This is a genomic window from Actinopolymorpha sp. B17G11 (assembly GCF_040196095.1).
Classification (GTDB): domain Bacteria; phylum Actinomycetota; class Actinomycetes; order Propionibacteriales; family Actinopolymorphaceae; genus Thermasporomyces.
The window spans coordinates 1-16,053 of record NZ_JBEFTW010000029.1; the positions used below are offsets into that span (position 1 = coordinate 1).

General features: G+C 69.9%; 15 protein-coding genes. 5 read left to right on the top strand and 10 right to left on the bottom strand.

Annotated features, from left to right (window positions below):
- Window positions 1-93: 93 nt before the first annotated feature.
- Together ABN028_RS25155 and ABN028_RS25160 are read right to left on the bottom strand one after the other, a co-directional pair.
- Window positions 94-1,515 (bottom strand): NAD(P)H-hydrate dehydratase, encoded by a 1,422-nt coding sequence (locus ABN028_RS25155; RefSeq protein ID WP_349698352.1) that lies wholly within the window; start codon window positions 1,513-1,515, stop codon window positions 94-96.
- Window positions 1,516-1,642: 127 nt separating this feature from the next.
- Window positions 1,643-1,993, bottom strand: coding sequence for a holo-ACP synthase (locus ABN028_RS25160; RefSeq protein WP_349326793.1), 351 nt, complete (start codon window positions 1,991-1,993; stop codon window positions 1,643-1,645).
- Window positions 1,994-2,106: 113 nt separating this feature from the next.
- Here ABN028_RS25160 and ABN028_RS25165 point away from each other — a divergent pair, with 113 nt between their 5' ends.
- A complete protein-coding gene (locus tag ABN028_RS25165) occupies window positions 2,107-2,847 on the top strand; it encodes a VIT1/CCC1 transporter family protein (RefSeq protein WP_349326792.1) in 741 nt (246 codons plus the stop codon).
- Between the two features lie 140 nt (window positions 2,848-2,987).
- Here ABN028_RS25165 and glmS read toward each other — a convergent pair whose 3' ends face one another.
- Window positions 2,988-4,880: a glutamine--fructose-6-phosphate transaminase (isomerizing) gene (gene glmS / locus ABN028_RS25170; RefSeq protein WP_349698353.1), complete on the bottom strand. Its 1,893-nt coding sequence runs from the start codon at window positions 4,878-4,880 to the stop codon at window positions 2,988-2,990.
- A 102-nt stretch (window positions 4,881-4,982) separates the two neighbouring features.
- Between glmS and coaA the strand changes: the two genes are divergently transcribed.
- Entirely contained in the window at window positions 4,983-5,978 is a 996-nt protein-coding gene (coaA, locus tag ABN028_RS25175) for a type I pantothenate kinase (protein WP_349698354.1), read from the top strand.
- Between the two features lie 312 nt (window positions 5,979-6,290).
- Here the strand turns inward: coaA and ABN028_RS25180 are convergent, their stop codons facing one another.
- The 4 genes from ABN028_RS25180 to rplM all read right to left on the bottom strand — a co-directional run bounded on the left by ABN028_RS25180 (window position 6,291) and on the right by rplM (window position 9,784).
- Window positions 6,291-7,307 carry a GNAT family N-acetyltransferase gene (locus ABN028_RS25180; RefSeq protein ID WP_349698355.1) on the bottom strand — a complete coding sequence of 339 codons (1,017 nt, stop codon included), beginning with the start codon at window positions 7,305-7,307 and terminating at the stop codon, window positions 6,291-6,293.
- A gap of 83 nt (window positions 7,308-7,390) precedes the next feature.
- Window positions 7,391-8,737 carry a phosphoglucosamine mutase gene (glmM, locus tag ABN028_RS25185; protein ID WP_349326787.1) on the bottom strand — a complete coding sequence of 449 codons (1,347 nt, stop codon included), beginning with the start codon at window positions 8,735-8,737 and terminating at the stop codon, window positions 7,391-7,393.
- 12 nt (window positions 8,738-8,749) lie between these two features.
- Window positions 8,750-9,280: a 30S ribosomal protein S9 gene (rpsI, locus tag ABN028_RS25190; protein WP_349326786.1), complete on the bottom strand. Its 531-nt coding sequence runs from the start codon at window positions 9,278-9,280 to the stop codon at window positions 8,750-8,752.
- Window positions 9,281-9,340: 60 nt separating this feature from the next.
- Window positions 9,341-9,784, bottom strand: a complete 444-nt coding sequence (gene rplM, locus ABN028_RS25195) for a 50S ribosomal protein L13 (RefSeq protein ID WP_349327325.1) — start codon at window positions 9,782-9,784, stop codon at window positions 9,341-9,343.
- Between the two features lie 281 nt (window positions 9,785-10,065).
- Here rplM and ABN028_RS25200 point away from each other — a divergent pair, with 281 nt between their 5' ends.
- The gene (locus tag ABN028_RS25200) at window positions 10,066-11,355 is read left to right on the top strand and encodes a PQQ-dependent sugar dehydrogenase (RefSeq protein ID WP_349326785.1); all 1,290 of its coding nucleotides are present in this window, start codon (window positions 10,066-10,068) and stop codon (window positions 11,353-11,355) included.
- A gap of 292 nt (window positions 11,356-11,647) precedes the next feature.
- A complete protein-coding gene (locus ABN028_RS25205) occupies window positions 11,648-12,073 on the top strand; it encodes a hypothetical protein (RefSeq protein ID WP_349326784.1) in 426 nt (141 codons plus the stop codon).
- Between the two features lie 232 nt (window positions 12,074-12,305).
- Here ABN028_RS25205 and ABN028_RS25210 read toward each other — a convergent pair whose 3' ends face one another.
- The gene (locus tag ABN028_RS25210) at window positions 12,306-12,521 is read right to left on the bottom strand and encodes a hypothetical protein (RefSeq protein ID WP_349698356.1); all 216 of its coding nucleotides are present in this window, start codon (window positions 12,519-12,521) and stop codon (window positions 12,306-12,308) included.
- A 380-nt stretch (window positions 12,522-12,901) separates the two neighbouring features.
- On the opposite strand from ABN028_RS25210, the gene ABN028_RS25215 reads away from it, so the two are divergent.
- A complete protein-coding gene (locus ABN028_RS25215) occupies window positions 12,902-13,171 on the top strand; it encodes a hypothetical protein (RefSeq protein WP_349698357.1) in 270 nt (89 codons plus the stop codon).
- A 45-nt stretch (window positions 13,172-13,216) separates the two neighbouring features.
- On the opposite strand, the gene ABN028_RS25220 is transcribed toward ABN028_RS25215, so the two are convergent.
- On the bottom strand, window positions 13,217-14,899 hold the full coding sequence (locus tag ABN028_RS25220; protein ID WP_349326782.1) for an ABC-F family ATP-binding cassette domain-containing protein: 1,683 nt from the start codon (window positions 14,897-14,899) through the stop codon (window positions 13,217-13,219).
- 76 nt (window positions 14,900-14,975) lie between these two features.
- Window positions 14,976-15,980: a hypothetical protein gene (locus ABN028_RS25225; protein WP_349698358.1), complete on the bottom strand. Its 1,005-nt coding sequence runs from the start codon at window positions 15,978-15,980 to the stop codon at window positions 14,976-14,978.
- Window positions 15,981-16,053 lie beyond the last annotated feature (73 nt).

The window sequence follows — 16,053 nt, forward strand, 5'->3', positions numbered from 1 at the left end:
CTGCAGTCCTATCTGGAGCGGTTCCCGTCCGCCATGCCGCGGGCGTACCGCTCGCGATGACGCCGCGCCATCGATCCCCGCGGCAGTGCGGCGTCACGAACCGCCGAGGAGGAGGCGGTACGCCTCGGGCAGGTGGCGGGCGATGTCCTGCGCCGCGATCGGGCCGCCGCGGGAGGCGAGGACGCCCGCCGTCGCATGGACGTACGCCCCGACACTTCCCGCGTCGAGCGGGTCGAGTCCCGCCGCCAGCAGGGATCCGCAGAGACCGGACAGTACGTCACCGGAGCCCGCCGTGCCCAACCACGAGGTGCCGACCGTGTTGACCCGCACACGACCGTCCGGCGCCGCCACCAGCGTGGACGCGCCCTTGAGCAGGACGGTGGCGTTCCACCGGCGCGCGGCCTCCCGGGCTGAGGCGAGCCGATGGGCCGCGACATGCACCCGGTCCACGCCGAGCATCCGGCCCAGCTCGCCTTCGTGCGGCGTCAGCAGCACCTGCCCGTCGCAGCGGTCGGGCAACCAGCGCAGCCCGTCGGCATCGACGATCACGGGCACGCCACCGGCAAGGATCCCCGGCACGTCCCCCGCCCGCTCCGGATCGCTGCCGAGCCCCGAGCCCACCACCCATGCCTGGACGCGCCCCTCGCCGACCACGGCCTCCGGCCAGCGCTGCCGTACGTACCTCGCCGGCTCGGCCGGCCCCGCGTACCGCACCATTCCGGCCGGCCCACCGAGCGCGCCACCCACGGCGAGGACGGCGGCACCGGTGTACTGCCGCGAACCGGCGACCACCCCGACGACACCGCGCGAGTACTTGTGCGCCTCCCGCTCGGGAACCGGCAGCAGCGCGGCGACGTCCGCCGCCTGGAGCGCCTCGACGGCAGGTTCTGGGAGGTACGGACCGAGACCGATGTCGACGAAGTGGACGACCCCCGCCGCTGTCGCCCCGGGGTCGACGAAGAGCCCGACCTTGTGCGTGCCGAAGGTCACCGTCACCGCCGCCCGCACGTGCCGCTCCGGCGCCTCCCCCGTGTCGACGTCGATCCCGCTGGGAACATCGACCGCCACCACGGGAACGCCGTCGGCCTCGACGAGATCCATCACCGCCGCGGCGGCCGGACGCAGACCCGGCTTACCACCGATTCCCACGATGCCGTCGAGTACGAGGTCGGCCTGGGCGATCGCCCGGTCGTACGCCGATCCGTCGACCACCCGCCCACCGGCGGCGAGGAGCGCGGCGAGCCCACCCTGGTGGACCTTGGTCCGATCGAGCACGACTGCACCGACCCGGACGCCGCGACTGGCGAGCCGGGCACCTGCGTACAACGCATCACCGCCGTTGTCCCCCGAACCCGCCACCACGACAACCGACCGGCCGTAGGTACCACCGAGGTAGTCCACGCACGCGGTCGCGAGTCCGGCCGCCGCCCGCTGCATGAGCGTGCCGTCGGGCACGGTCGCCATCAGAGCCGCCTCCGCGGCCCGGACCTCCGTCACGGTGTGGGCCGTTCGCATCAGCCGATCATCCCCGCTCCGGTCTCATCGCTCGCGGTCTCATTGCTCGCGGTCTCGTTTCCGCGGTCTCGTTTCCGCGGTCTCGTTGCCGGGGTCTCGTTGCCGGGGTCGCCGGTCGCTGGCGGTCTCACCGCTCCAGCACCACCACGGCGGAGGCCATCCCCGCGTCGTGCGACATGGACAGGTGCATGCCGGTCACTCCCAGCCTTTCCGTCTGCTCGGCGACCGACCCACGTACCTCCAGCCACGGCCGCCCGTCGCTGTCCGTCACGACCTCGGCGTCCTGCCAGTGCAGGCCGACCGGCGCACCGAGCGCCTTGGCCAGCGCTTCCTTCGCCGCGAACCGGGCCGCCAACGATGCGACGGGCCGGTCGCGTTCGGCATCGGTGAACAGCCGGAAGCGCAGCCCAGGCGTACGCCGGATCGTTGCCTCGAACCGCTCGATGTCCACCACATCGATACCCAGACCGACGATCACCGGCCCATCCTCGCGCATCCGCCGTCGTGCACCACACGACACGACGCGACATGCCGAGGTCGGCAAGCCTTTCCTCGCTACCGAAGGTAGCGATCGAGGGCTAACGTGCCGCCATGAGCGACACCGGACGCAACGGCACCGCCGAGGGAGTGCATCCGGAGGAGCCTGACCTCCACGTCGGCAATCTCGCCGGACGCCTGAACTGGCTGCGTGCGGGCGTCCTCGGCGCCAACGACGGCATCGTGTCGATCGCCGGCATCGTCGTCGGCGTCGCGGCGGCGACGAACGACCTCGGCACGATCTTCATCGCCGGGATCGCGGGGCTGCTCGCGGGTGCGTTCTCGATGGCGGCCGGCGAGTACGTCTCGGTGAGCACGCAGCGCGACAGCGAGCAGGCGCTGCTGGACAAGGAACGCCTCGAACTCGCCGAACTCCCCGACACCGAGCTCGACGAGCTTGCCGGACTGTACGAAACCAAGGGCATCTCGCCCGACCTCGCCCGCCAGGTCGCCGTCGAACTCACCAAACACGACGCCCTCCGCGCCCACGCCGAGGCGGAGTTGGGCATCGATCCCGACGATCTCACCAGCCCCTGGCAGGCGGCGATCGCGTCCTTCGCCGCGTTCACGGTCGGCGCACTGCTGCCGATGCTCGCGATCGGCCTACCACCGACCAGCGCCCGCGTACCGGTCTGCTTCGTCGCCGTCGTCCTGGCACTCGCCCTGACCGGCACGCTGAGTGCCCGGCTCGGCGGCGCCCCCGCCCCGCGTGCGGCCGTGCGTACCGTCACCGGTGGCGCACTCGCCATGGCGGTGACGTACGCGGTCGGCCATCTGGTCGGGGTCACGATCTGACGTTGCGGCGCCCCGGCAAATGACCACGCTGAGCATGCCTGTGGTAGCCGGGACAGGCGCCGACACCTCGCAAAGGTCGGCAGGCATGCTCAGCGTGGTCATTTGCGGCCGCCCTGCCGGGCCACCAGCGGGAACGCGAGCTATTCGACCGTGACGCTCTTGGCGAGGTTGCGCGGCTGGTCGACGTCGTTGCCGCGCGCCATCGCGAGCTCACAGGCGAAGATCTGCAGCGGCACGGTGGCAACCAACGGCTGGAGCAGCGTCGGCACCTTCGGCAACCGGATCAGTACGTCGCTCCACTTCTCGACGGTCAGGTCGCCCTCCTCGGCGAGGACGATCGTGCGGGCGCCACGCGCGCGGATCTCCTGGATGTTGCTGACGATCTTGTCGTGCAGGGCGTCCCGCCCGCGAGGAGGTACGACAACGACCACCGGAAGGCCGTCCTCGATCAGCGCGATCGGGCCGTGCTTGAGCTCACCGGCAGCGAACGCCTCCGCGTGCATGTACGCCAGCTCCTTGAGCTTCAGCGCACCCTCCAGCGCCACCGGGTAACCCACGTGCCGGCCGATGAACAGCACCGACTTGGCGCCCGCGAGATCCTGCGCGAGCGCCCGGACCTGACCCATCGTGCCCAGCGCCTGCTCCACGGCAGCCGGCATCGCGTCGAGCTGGTCGACCTCGACAGACACCTCGTCACCGAACTTCGACTCCCGCACCTGCGCGAGGTAAAGCCCCATGAGATAGCACGCGACGACCTGGGTCAGGAACGTCTTCGTCGCCGCGACCCCGACCTCGGGTCCGGCGTGGGTGTAGAGCACGGCGTCGGACTCTCGCGGGATGGTCGAGCCGTTGGTGTTGCAGATGGCGAGCACTCGGGCCCGCTGTTCGCGAGCGTGCCGCAGCGCCATCAGGGTGTCCATCGTCTCGCCGGACTGCGAGATCGCGACGACGAGCGTCGACCGGCTGACGATCGGGTCCCGGTACCTGAACTCGCTCGACAGTTCGACCTCGCACGGGATCCGGGTCCAGTGCTCGATGGCGTACTTCGCGGTCATTCCCGCGTAGAACGCCGACCCGCACGCGATGATGATGATCTTGTCGATCTCGCGGATCTCGTCGTCGGTGAGCCGCATGTCGTCGAGGCGGAGTCGCCCGTCCTCGGCGAGCCGCCCGAGCAGTGCGTCGGCGACCGCCTTGGGCTGCTCGGCGATCTCCTTGAGCATGAAGTACTCGTAGCCGCCCTTCTCAGCGGCAGAGATGTCCCAGTCGACGTGGAACTCGCGGGTCTTGACCGGCTCGCCGTCGAAGTCGGTGACGGTGATGTCGGAGGCGGTGATCGCGACCACCTGGTCCTGGCCGAGCTCGATCGCCTCGCGGGTGTGCTCGATGAACGCCGCGACATCGGAGGCGAGGAAGTTCTCACCCTCGCCGCGGCCCACCACCAGTGGGGAGTTCCGCCGGGCGCCGACCACCAGGTCGGGAGTGTCCGCGTGGATGGCGACCAGCGTGAACGCGCCGTCCAGGCGCCGACAGACCCGGCGCATGGCTGCGGCGAGGTCGCCCCCGCAGGCAACGCATGCGTCCTCGAGCAGGTGCGCCACCGTCTCGGTGTCGGTCTCGGAGGTCAGGTGGTGCCCGGATTCGGTGAGTTCGGTACGGAGGGCGGCGAAGTTCTCGATGATGCCGTTGTGCACCACGGCAAGCTTGCCGTGGCAGTCGATGTGCGGGTGCGCGTTCGGGTCGGTCGGCGCGCCGTGGGTGGCCCAGCGGGTGTGTCCCATCGCCGCTCGGCTCGCCGGCAGGGGTTCCTCGGCGAGAGCGGTCTGGAGGTTGGCGAGCTTGCCCGCCCGCTTGCTCACGCGGACCGATCGGCCGTCGGGCACGGCGACACCGGCCGAGTCGTACCCTCGGTACTCGAGCCGGCGCAGGCCGTCGACGACGACGCTCACAGCCCCCCTGGTCGCGCCCTGTCCTCCCCCGGCTCCAGTGCTCGAAGCACTGCCGGAACCCACGTACCCCACAATTCCGCACATGGCTGCACAGCGTAGCCAGCTCGCATGAACGGCAAGCGACGATCGGCCAAGTCGAGATGCACCAGTCGCAGCGGAGTTTGGACAGCAGGGAACAATTGCCCCATGCCGCGCACCGAGGAGGGCCGGGCCGCCACCGCGGCGGCCACTCCGTACGTCGAACTCGACCGGGCCGCCTGGGCCCGCCTCGCCGCTCAGACCCCGCTCCCCCTCAGCGCCGCCGAGGTCGAGCGGCTGCGAGGGCTCGGGGACGAGATCGACCTCACCGAGGTCAGGGAGGTCTACCTGCCGCTGACCCGGTTGCTCAACCTGTACGTACGGGGGACGGCGGCGTTGCACCGGGCCACCCAGACGTTCCTCGCCGGCGAGGCGAACGGCGGATCGCCGGACGCCGCCGCCGCGCGTACCCCGTTCGTCATCGGTATCGCCGGGTCGGTCGCCGTCGGCAAGAGCACGGTCGCCCGGCTGCTCCGTGAGCTCCTCGCCCGCTGGCCCGACCACCCGCGCGTCTCGCTGGTGACGACGGACGGGTTTCTGCTCCCGAACGCCGAACTCGAACGCCGCGGCCTGCTCGACCGCAAGGGATTCCCCGAGTCCTACGACCAACGGGCGTTGCTTCGCTTCATCGTCGCCGTGAAGTCCGGCGTTCCGGTCGTGACCGCGCCGGTCTACTCCCATCTCGCCTACGACATCGTGCCGGGCGGCGAACTCGAGGTCGCCGCGCCGGACATCCTGCTCGTGGAGGGACTCAACGTCCTTGCGCCGGCGCGGACCCGCGGCGACGGACGGCGCGGCCTCGCCGTGAGCGACTTCTTCGACTTCTCGATCTACCTCGACGCCTCGCCGGCCGACGTGCGCGAGTGGTACGTCAGGAGGTTCCTCGCCCTGCGCGAGACGGCGTTCCGCGACGACGCGTCGTACTTCCGGCGCTATGCCGACCTGACCCACGACGAGGCGGTCGCCCAGGCGGGGACGCTGTGGGACACGATCAATGGGCCCAACCTCGAGCACAACATCGCCGCCACGCGCGGCCGCGCCACCCTGGTCCTGCACAAAGGCCCCGACCACACCGTGACCCGCGTCCGCCTGCGCAAAATCTAGTGATCATGATCGTGATCATGAAGGTTCTGCGTACATATGGCCCCGTTTGCCTTCACAGTCCGGTCCGGCTTCATGATCATGGCCGCCACCTCGCACCCGCCCGGGGCGTGCCGAGCTGACCGACCGCCGCAGGCCGGCCGGGGACGGCTGTCGCAGGGCCGGCCGGGGACGGCTGTCGCAGGGGCGGCCGGGGACGGCTGTCGCAGGGGCGGCCGGGGACGGCTGTCGCAGGGGCGGCCGGGGACGGCTGTCGCAGGGCCGGCCGGGGACGGCTGTCGCACTGCCGGCCGCGCCGGGCAGTCACGGTGCCGCTCACAGGTCGCGCTGGCGTTCCTGCAGCAGCTCGACGATCTCGAAGCCGAGCGCCTCGTTGACCGCGATCATCGGCCCGTTCTCCTCGGCGTTCCACGTGGTGATGCGTTCGACCTGCGGCTGGGCGGCCGCCACCGCCTGCAGGTTGGCGACCTTCAGCGCGAGGCCGAGGCGGCGCCCGCGGTGCGTACGCAGGACGAGCGTGTCCCACTGGAACGCCCACTCGGGCTGGTGCCGCGACGCCGCGATCTGGGTGTGCCCGGCCAACGTGCCATCCGGCGCGAGTGCCACACAGGTGTAGAGCGACCGGCCCTGGCGGACTGCGAGGTCCTCCTCCTCGCGGAGCCGGGCGACGTCCCAGCGCTCCGGTTCGTAGTCGAGTTCACCTGTCGGAGCCTCGGCCATGATCAGACCCTTGAGGTAGGCGTACTGCTCGGCGTACTCCACCGGACACGGACCCGCCCACGCCACCAGCTGGTAGTCCGACGCCTTCTCGGCCGCCTCGGCGGCGAGCGCCTCCAGCCGCTCCCGGTCGACCGGCAACCGGAGCTGGCGGCGGATCTCGGTGATGCGGGTGGTGAAGCCGTGCCGATCGGCGAAGCGGACACCCGGCCAGTCCGCCAGCACCGTCCCGCGCGGCGCGAACACCTCGGTGAGAAGGCTGGTCCTTGCCTCCTCCCGTGCCTGATCGAGGACGTACGCAAGGAGGGCAGCACCGACTCCGCGCCGCCGCTCCGGCGGCACCGCCAGATCGAACATCGCGAGCGTGCGGTTGTCCCGCAGCGGCAGCTCGAGGTTGCCCGCACCCACGACGACGTCCCGTTCCACCGCCACGAACGGCTGCAGGGTGCAGGTCTGCGAGCTGGTCTGGTAGTGGACGAGTTGTTCGACGAACGCTCTTGGCGGCGGCGCGATCCGGCCGGCGGCCATGCCCGCTTCCCTCGCGTCGAACCAGGCACGAAACGCGACGTCATCGAACGGATCAACGCGAACAACCTCGTACGTGGAGTTCTGCACGGCCGGGAGCCTGGCACGCCGGCCAGCGACCGCGCCACGGAATTAGCGGACGCGTGCACAGCTCCCTCAGAGCCCGAGAACCCTCAGAGTGCGAGAGCCCGCTCCACAGTCGTCGCCAGCTCATCGGCCACCTGCTGGGCCTGCGCGAACGTCGGCGCCTCCACCATCACCCGTACCACCGGCTCGGTGCCGGACGGCCGCAGGATGACCCGTCCCGTCTCGCCGAGCTCCACCGTGGCGGCCTCGATCGCGGCGAGCACGACCGGGTCGGAGTCGGCCCGCGCCTTGTCGACACCACGGACGTTGACCAGCACCTGAGGCAGTCGGGACATCACGCGGGCGAGCTCACTGAGCGGGCGACCGGTCGTCGCCATCCGGGACAGCAGGTGCACGGCCGCGAGTACGCCGTCACCTGTCGTCGCGTGGTCGAGCAGGATCACGTGTCCGGACTGCTCGCCGCCGAGGGCGAAGCCGCCTGCCTTCATCGCCTCGAGGACGTACCGGTCTCCGACCTTCGTCTGCGCGACGTCGATCCCCTCGCGCTGCATCGCGAGAACGAAGCCGAGGTTGCTCAGAACGGTGACGACCACGGTGTTGTTGCGGAGGGTCCCGTCGTCGCGCATCCCGGCGGCGAGGATCGCGAGGATATGGTCGCCGTCGACGACCTCACCCGCCGCGTCGACGGCGAGGCAGCGGTCGGCGTCGCCGTCATGGGCGATACCGACATCCGCGCCGTGCCCGACCACCGCCGCGGTCAACGTCTCGAGATGGGTGGAACCGCAGCCGTCGTTGATGTTGATCCCGTTGGGCTCGGCGTGGATCGGGATGACCGTGGCGCCGAGCCGGCGCAGTGTCTCCGGAGCGGTGCGGTAGGCGGCGCCGTTGGCGCAGTCGACCACCACGGTGAGGCCGTCGAGCGGCTGGACCACTGAGTCGACGAGGTGCGTGACATAGGTCTCGAACCCGGCGCTGTCGTCGCGAACGCGCCCCACTCCGACCCCGGTCGGCCGCTGCCACGGCTCCCGCAACCGGGCCTCGATCAGGTCCTCGATCGCGTCGTCGAGCTTGTGCCCGCCGCGGGAGAAGAACTTGATGCCGTTGTCGGGCATCGGGTTGTGTGAGGCCGAGAGCATGACCCCGAGGTCGGCGCCCATGCTGGCCGTGAGATGCGCGACCGCGGGGGTCGGAAGAATTCCCAGGCGTACGACGTCGATCCCGGCGCTCGCCAGGCCGGCGACCACGGCAGCTTCGAGGAACTCGCCCGAAGCGCGGGGATCGCGCCCGACCACCGCGGTAGGTCGGTGTCCCTCGAAGGCTCCCACCTCGCCGAGGACGTGTGCGGCCGCGACCGAGAGGTCGAGCGCGAGTTCGGCGGTGAGCTCGCCGTTGGCGAGCCCGCGAACGCCGTCGGTGCCGAAGAGCCGGCCCACGACCGAAGGAACTTACCGCTTGGAGTACTGCGGGGCCTTGCGGGCCTTCTTGAGCCCGGCCTTGCGGCGCTCCTTCGCCCGGGCGTCCCGCGTGAGCATTCCCGCGCGCTTGAGCGACGGTCGGTGCGCGTCGACGTCGACCTCGTTGAGGGCACGGGCGATGCCCAGCCGGAGGGCGCCCGCCTGGCCGGTGACGCCGCCACCGTCGATGCGGGCGATCACGTCGTAGTGTCCGGCGAGCTCGAGCAGCGCCAACGGCTCGTTGACGTGCTGCTGATGCACCTTGTTGGGGAAGTACTGGTCCAGCGTCTTGCCGTTGATCCGCCACTCGCCCGAGCCGGGCAACAGACGGACACGCGCGACCGCCTCCTTGCGCCGCCCGGTCGCAGCCGCGGGAGCGACCGCTGCCGGGCGCGGCGCCGGAGAACTCACCGGGGCGCTCTCGGAGCTGTAGGCGACGGTGCTCTCGGCATCGCCCTGCTGACCGGCGCCCTGTGGAGCGGGGTTCTCGGTGTCGACCGGCTGGGTGGTGGACTCGGCCACGGGATTCCTCACTTCGGCGCAGTCGAAACTGCGAAATCTTGGTGGTTACTGATCTGGGTCTTACTGTGCGACCTGGTGGATCGAGTAGGTCTCGGGGTGCTGGGCCTGGTGCGGGTGATCAGGACCCGAGTAGACCTTCAGCTTCTTCAGAAGCTTCCGGCTGAGACGGTTCTTGGGAAGCATTCCCCAGACCGCGCGTTCGATCGCCTTGCGGGGGTTCTTGTCGAGCAGGGTGCCGTAGGGGACCGCGGAGAGCCCGCCAGGGTAACCCGAGTGCCGGTAGGCGAACTTGGTCTCACGCTTGTTGCCGGACAGTGCCACCTTGTCGGCATTGACGATGATGACGAAGTCACCGGTGTCGATGTGCGGGGCAAAGGTGGGCTTGTGCTTGCCGCGCAGGAGCGTCGCCGTCTGGCTGGCAAGCCGGCCAAGGACGACGTCGGTCGCGTCGATCACGTGCCACTGGCGTGGAACGTCGCCGGGCTTGGGGCTGTAGGTGCGCACAGTCGTCGGCCTTCGTAGTCGATCGTGGTGGACCATGTCACTAGCCATGGTCGGTCTGGGGTCTCATGGCTCCGCGGGAGGCAGAGCGCTTCGCGCGCCGCCCGTGGACGTACATATTGCAGGAGTCGTACGGCCAGCAAGCGCAACGACCGCTCAGGATACCTGGGGCCGCGCAGACGGGTCAAAATGGGGCCGCGATCGTGACCCGGGTGGGGCGCACCGGACGATCCGAAGAACCGGACCTGGCGTCTCCGCCACCACCAGGAAGATACCGTCAGTACGTGACCTGTCACAAATTGTCATCAGCATTGCAGTGCGATGTGCCGACCCCGTACCGCATCCGCGCTGCCGCGCTGGTCGTGGGCCTGGCACTTGCCCTGGTTTCGGCGTGTACGACAGATCCGGCGCCATCGCCGACGGACATCCCCACGCCCACTGACTTCCACTATCACCAAGACCCCAGGGGATCGTCCAAAGGCGACGATCTCGTCTCGGTCAGCACGCTCGTGACGAAGCTCGACGTCCCCTGGGGAGTGGCGTTTCTCCCCGACGGCGGCGCGCTCGTCACCGAACGACACAAACGCCGCATCCTCAAGGTCGGCCCCGGCCGCGACGCGAGCGGTGAGCTCACCGTCAAACCCCTCACCAGCATCGAGGGCGTGTACGCCAACAACGAGGGCGGCCTGCTCGGCATCGCGGTCTCACCGAGGTTCGCCCGAGACAAGACGATCTTCATCTACTACACGACGAAGAAGGACAACCGGATCGCCAGGGTGCGGCTCAACGGCCGCCCGCGGCCGGAGGCCATCGTCACTGGCATCCCCGGCGCCGGGGTGCACAACGGCGGACGGCTGAGGTTCGGACCCGACGGCTATCTGTACGCCAGTACCGGCGACGCCTCCCACGCCGGAGGCTCGCAGGGCCTGGACAATCTCGGCGGCAAGATCCTGCGGATGACCACCGACGGTAAGCCGGCCCCGGGCAACCCGTTCAAGGACTCACTGATCTGGTCGTACGGGCATCGCAATCCCGAAGGGATGGCCTGGGACGCCGAGGGGCGCATGTACTCCGCCGAGATCGGCGAGGCGGTCTGGGACGAGCTCAACCTCATCGCACCCGGACGGAACTACGGCTGGCCCAAGGTCCAGGGCATGGGGACTGAGCCGAACATGGTCAACCCGGTCGCGGTGTGGCGGCCGGAGATCGGCGTCACAAACGGCATCGCCATCCTCGGTCGTACCGCGATCGTCACCTGCCTGCGCGGTCAGCGGATCTACCTCGTGGGCCTCGGCGGCCCGGTCAACATCAGCAGCGAACGGATCGCGGGAGCGGGCACCGGCGAGGCCAGCATCCGGTGGCGGCCGGGGGCCGGGATCGCCGGTCGACCGATAGATGCGTTGGTGGGGAGGTACGGACGGATCCGGGACGCGATCAACGCGCCCGACGGCAGCATCTGGCTCACCACGTCCAACCGGGACGGCCGCAACGACATCGTGGCCGAGGACGACCGGATCCTGCGGCTCACCCTGCGCAAGCCGAGGAGCCCCAGCCCCACGACCACCACCCGGTGATCATGATCGTGATCATTAGGTTTCGGGGCGCATAGCCGACTTTTCGTCATGATCATGGCCGGCCGCCCGAGACGTCATCCGGTCCCGCTCGAAGCCTCAAGGGGTCGGCGTCCGAGACGTCGTGGGGACCCGCTCGAAACCTCAAGGGTCGGCGCGCGCGACGTCGTGTGGTCCCGCTCGAAACGTCAAGGAGCGGCGCACGTGACGCCATGGGGGCTTGTCGTGACGCGGACCTCGTGTCGACACGCCTCGTGCAGTTTTGGCGTTGTAGGGCGGGGAATTATGCCCTGCGATGATGGACCTCGATCCCGTACTCAGCCGCTGGCAAGGCACAGCACCATGGAACGCCCCCCTGCCGGAGTGGAGCAGGCGCGGAGCCGAGACCACCCTCACCCATCTCGGACGGGCCCACAACCTCACGCTGACGGCGTACGAACCGCCGGAGGAGGAGTGGATCTGCGTCGGGGGCCCCGACGCCACCGCCGTCACGTCGGCGCTGTTCCCGCTTGCCTTCGTCACCGTGGGACTCCGCGACGCTCTGCTCGCCTGCGTCCCACAGCTCACCGTCGTGCCCCTCGCGTCGATGGTCGCCACCGACTACCGGGCCTCACCGTCGGTCCTGCGCGCGACCCTGCTCCGGTTCGGGTGGACGAAGGACTTCTCGCCGGCCTGCTTCTGCGTCTCCGACCTGCTGGTGGAGAGCATCCCGTCGATCTGAGTCCGGCACGCGAGTACGGAAAAGCCCGGCGGAACCCATTGATGGCCATGACTGGGTTGGTGTGGTTCGCAGGACCTGCTCGATCTCGGACAGCTGGTCGGGCGTAAGCGGTCCGTGCTCACCGACGAGCGCCGTTCGCGCCGTCTCGTAGAAAAGCTCTGCGCCAGTGAACGGACTGTGACACCGATCCGCTTTCGGTTGTGGCATCCTCTATGTCCTTTTATGTCCGGGGTCACTCGACGGGGAGGATCCAGCAATGACAACGCCGCCTGGGCAGTACCCGCAACAGCCGCACCAGCAGCAAGCCCCACACCAGCAGCCGCCGCAGCCACACCAGCAGGGCCACCCGCCCCAGAAGCCCTACCAGCAACAGGGCTACCCGCCACAGCAGCCACAGGGCTACCCACCGCAGCAGGGCTACCCACCGCAGCAGCCACACCAGTAGCACGGCTACCCACCCCAGCAGGGCTACTCACCGCAGGGCTCCCCCGGCCAGCAGGTCCCGCCGGGCGGCGGGAACAAGCGTGCTCTGCCCTGGATCATCGCTGCCGGTGCGGCGGTGCTCGTCGTTGCCCTGGTGGTCACCGTCGCGCTCGTCCAGGGCGGCGGCGACTCTGACAACACGGCCGGTGGCAATGGGACCGCAGGCAAGGCCGTGAGCAGCGGCGACGCCGGGACCGGAACTGAACGGGACAGCCAGGAAAGTACCGACGCGGACCAGAGCAGCCCCGAGGCAGCGGCCCAGACGTTCTTGTCGGCCGTACAGGCCGGGATGTCGACACGGTATGGATGATGCACTGTGTCGCACACCCAGACTGCCTCACGGCAATGGGGGAGGAGCTGAGCCAGGAGGAGATCAACGAGATGCAACCGGACTCCGCGGCCGACATCAGTGAGTTCGCCGAGCTGACCAAGGACGCGGAGATCGTCGGGACCACCGATTCGACCCGGTTTCCGGGCACGACAGGGGTTTCGCTCCGGACGCCGGAGGGCGAGGCCACACTTGCGTTCCTCGAGCAGGACGGCGCCTGGTACTACGTAGGCGCCGAGGGCGGCCAGTCCGGCGGCAGTAGCTCGGGTGGTTCGGGAGGCAGTTGATCAGCCGAGACCTTGCTGATGCGGCCACGTTCAGGCGTAGCCGCATCAGCGAGCGCGGCTCACCCGACCCTCGTCCCAGACCGGGGTGTCGGATTCGTACACGCTGCCGTCCTCGCCGAAGACGAGGTACCGGTCGAACCCGCGCGCGAACCACCGGTCGTGGGTGACCGCCACCACAGTTCCTTCGTACGACGCCAAGCCCTCCTCGAGCGCGTCGGCGGAGGTGACGTCGAGGTTGTCCGTCGGCTCGTCGAGCAGCAGCAGGGTCGCACCGGACAGCTCCAGCAACAGGATCTGCAGCCGCGCCTGCTGGCCACCCGACAGCGACTCGAAGGTCTGGTCGCCCGCCTGCGCCAACTCGTAGCGGTCCAGCGCCCTCGCCGCCTCCTCCTGCGGCATGCCCACCCGATGGTCGTCGCCGCGATGCAGGATCTCCAGCAGCGTACGACCGACCAGCTCCGGATGCTCGTGCGTCTGCGCGAACCAGCCGGGACGTACCCGCGCGCCCAGCCGCGCCCGGCCGGTATGCGCGACCGGCGCGATCGGGACGTCGCCCACCGGCCGGTGCTCGGGTTCGGGGAGCGAACCTCCGGCCGCGAGCAGCCGCAGGAAGTGCGACTTGCCGGAGCCGTTGGAGCCCAGCACCGCTACCCGGTCGCCGTACCACACCTCGAGGTCGAACGCTCGCATCAGACCGGAGAGCTCCAGGGTCTCGCAGATCACGGCCCGCTTGCCGGTGCGGCCGCCACGCAGGCGCATCTTGACGTTCTGCTCGCGTGGGAGCGCCTGCGGAGGCCCGGCCTCCTCGAACTTCCGCAGCCGGGTCTGCGCCGCGTGGTAGGCCGAAGCCATCTTGTCGTTGCTGGTGGCCTTGCGTTTGTACAGCGCGACCAGCGCCTTGAGCTTGGCGTGCTGTTCGTCCCAGCGCCGGCGAAGCTCCTCGAGCTTCGCGAACCGGTCGAGGCGGGCCTGGTGATAGGTCGCATACCCCTGCGGATGCGTCCACACCGAGTTGCCGGCGGCGCCCAACTCGACCGTGACGACGCGGGTCGCGGTGTTGGCGAGGAGCTGCCGGTCGTGGCTGACGTAGAGCACGGTCTTGTCCGACTCGTTGAGGCGTTCCTCGAGCCACAGCTTGGCGGGGACGTCGAGGAAGTTGTCCGGCTCGTCGAGCAGCAGCACCTCGTCGGGACCGCGGAGCAGGGCCTCGAGGGCGAGCCGCTTCTGCTCGCCGCCGGAGAGGGTGCGGACCTCCCGGTAGCGTGCGCGTTCGTACGGCAGGCCGATGGCCTCGGTGCAGCAGACGTCCCACAACACCTCGGCGTCGTAGCCGCCGGCGTCGGCCCAGTCGGCGAGGGCCTGGGCGTAACGCAGCTGCGTGGGTTCGTCGTCTCGTTCCATCATGGCCAGCTCGGCCCGCTCGACGGACTCGGCGGCGGTACGGATGCGCGGCGGCGCGACCGAGAGCAGCAGGCCGGCAACCGTGGTGTCGTCGCGTACGGACCCGACGAACTGCCGCATGACGCCCAGGCCGCCACTGCGGCTCACGGCACCCGCGTGCGGATCCAGGTCGCCGGCGACGATCCGGAGCAGGGTGGTCTTGCCCGACCCGTTCGCGCCGACGAGGGCGACCTTGGCGCCTTCACCCACCCGGAACGACACGTCGTCGAGCAGCACCCGACCGTCCGGCAGCTCGTACCGGATCCCCGCGACGTCCACATAGCCCATGCAGCCCAGTGTCCCGGTCCACCGTCAGCGGGCGCGAGCGGTTTACGGTCGTACGCCGGAACCACCGGGTCCGCGTCTACTTCGTACCGGTCCGGGGCCAGACCATCAGGCCGACCGGCCCCTGGAGTCCGCCCGGGGCATGCGGCCCGCGCAGCAACGGCCGCACGACGTCGGCAGTGAGTGCCCGCAGAGTGGCGCCGTCGTCGATACCGTGGGCATCACAGCCGCTGTAGCGGACAAAGACCTCCTGCTCCCGGTCGCCGTTCACCCGCAGGACGATGACCTCCTCGCCAAGGGCCCAGTCCGCGCTGCAGTTCTGGGGCTCGTTCGGTCCACCGCCCTCCGGTGCCGCGCGCACGGCGTCCACAAGCTTCCGGGCAGCGGGGCCAGCGAGCCGACTCGCGGACAGCACCGGCTGGGGAGCGACGTTCTGCCCGCGGTCCAGGGCGTACCTGCACACCGTGATCGACGCGACCTGTCCGACCGTCGCGAGCCCGCCGGTACCGGGATCGGGTCGTGCGTCCGGACCGGTGGTGATCCGGTGGTCGACCGGGCACCCGTAGGTGTCCGTCTCGCGGACCTCCCGGGCGGAGTCGAGAATCCGCTTACGCAGCGTGGCATCGTCGGAGAGCACGGTCAGGGTGACACCCGCGACGACCCACGTCTCCTCGGCCCAACCGCCGTCGTGGTTCTTGAGACCGGGCGGTGCACGGTAGGCGTCGAACCAGAGATAGGCCTTCCGCTTGTCGGGGGGAGCGACCTTCTCCTTGCAGGCGATGAGGGGAATCCCGCCGACGGGCCGTCCGACGTACGGCGAGTCACTTGCCTTCTGCAGGCAGGGCGGCCAGCCGGTCGTGCCGTATCCCCAGCTCGCCGGCACCTGCACCTCGACTCCTCCGTACGACTCCCCACGCATGGCGGTCGCTCCCTCCGCCACTCCCCCCGTCATGCCCTCCGTTATCCCCTCCGTCCGCACAGGGGCCAGCCAGCGGACACCGAGGATCAGTGCGGCGACCGCCGCGGCAGCGAGGACGCAGGCCAGGACCAGGTGCTGACGGGGCGGCATCAGAGGAACGTTCATGGGCATCTCCGCCCGCAAGACACCGGAGCCCGGCGTCGACGATGATGCTCATCATCGGTGTTGGCGGGACCGG

What these genes read in the sequence shown, in the direction of transcription:
- ABN028_RS25155 (WP_349698352.1), bottom strand. Translation starts at nt 1,515, where the DNA reads ATGCGAACGGCCCACACCGTGACGGAGGTCCGGGCCGCGGAGGCGGCT.
- ABN028_RS25165 (WP_349326792.1), top strand. Translation starts at nt 2,107, where the DNA reads ATGAGCGACACCGGACGCAACGGCACCGCCGAGGGAGTGCATCCGGAG.
- glmS (WP_349698353.1), bottom strand. Translation starts at nt 4,880, where the DNA reads ATGTGCGGAATTGTGGGGTACGTGGGTTCCGGCAGTGCTTCGAGCACT.
- coaA (WP_349698354.1), top strand. Translation starts at nt 4,983, where the DNA reads ATGCCGCGCACCGAGGAGGGCCGGGCCGCCACCGCGGCGGCCACTCCG.
- ABN028_RS25205 (WP_349326784.1), top strand. Translation starts at nt 11,648, where the DNA reads ATGATGGACCTCGATCCCGTACTCAGCCGCTGGCAAGGCACAGCACCA.
- ABN028_RS25215 (WP_349698357.1), top strand. Translation starts at nt 12,902, where the DNA reads ATGGGGGAGGAGCTGAGCCAGGAGGAGATCAACGAGATGCAACCGGAC.
- ABN028_RS25220 (WP_349326782.1), bottom strand. Translation starts at nt 14,899, where the DNA reads ATGGGCTATGTGGACGTCGCGGGGATCCGGTACGAGCTGCCGGACGGT.
- ABN028_RS25225 (WP_349698358.1), bottom strand. Translation starts at nt 15,980, where the DNA reads ATGAACGTTCCTCTGATGCCGCCCCGTCAGCACCTGGTCCTGGCCTGC.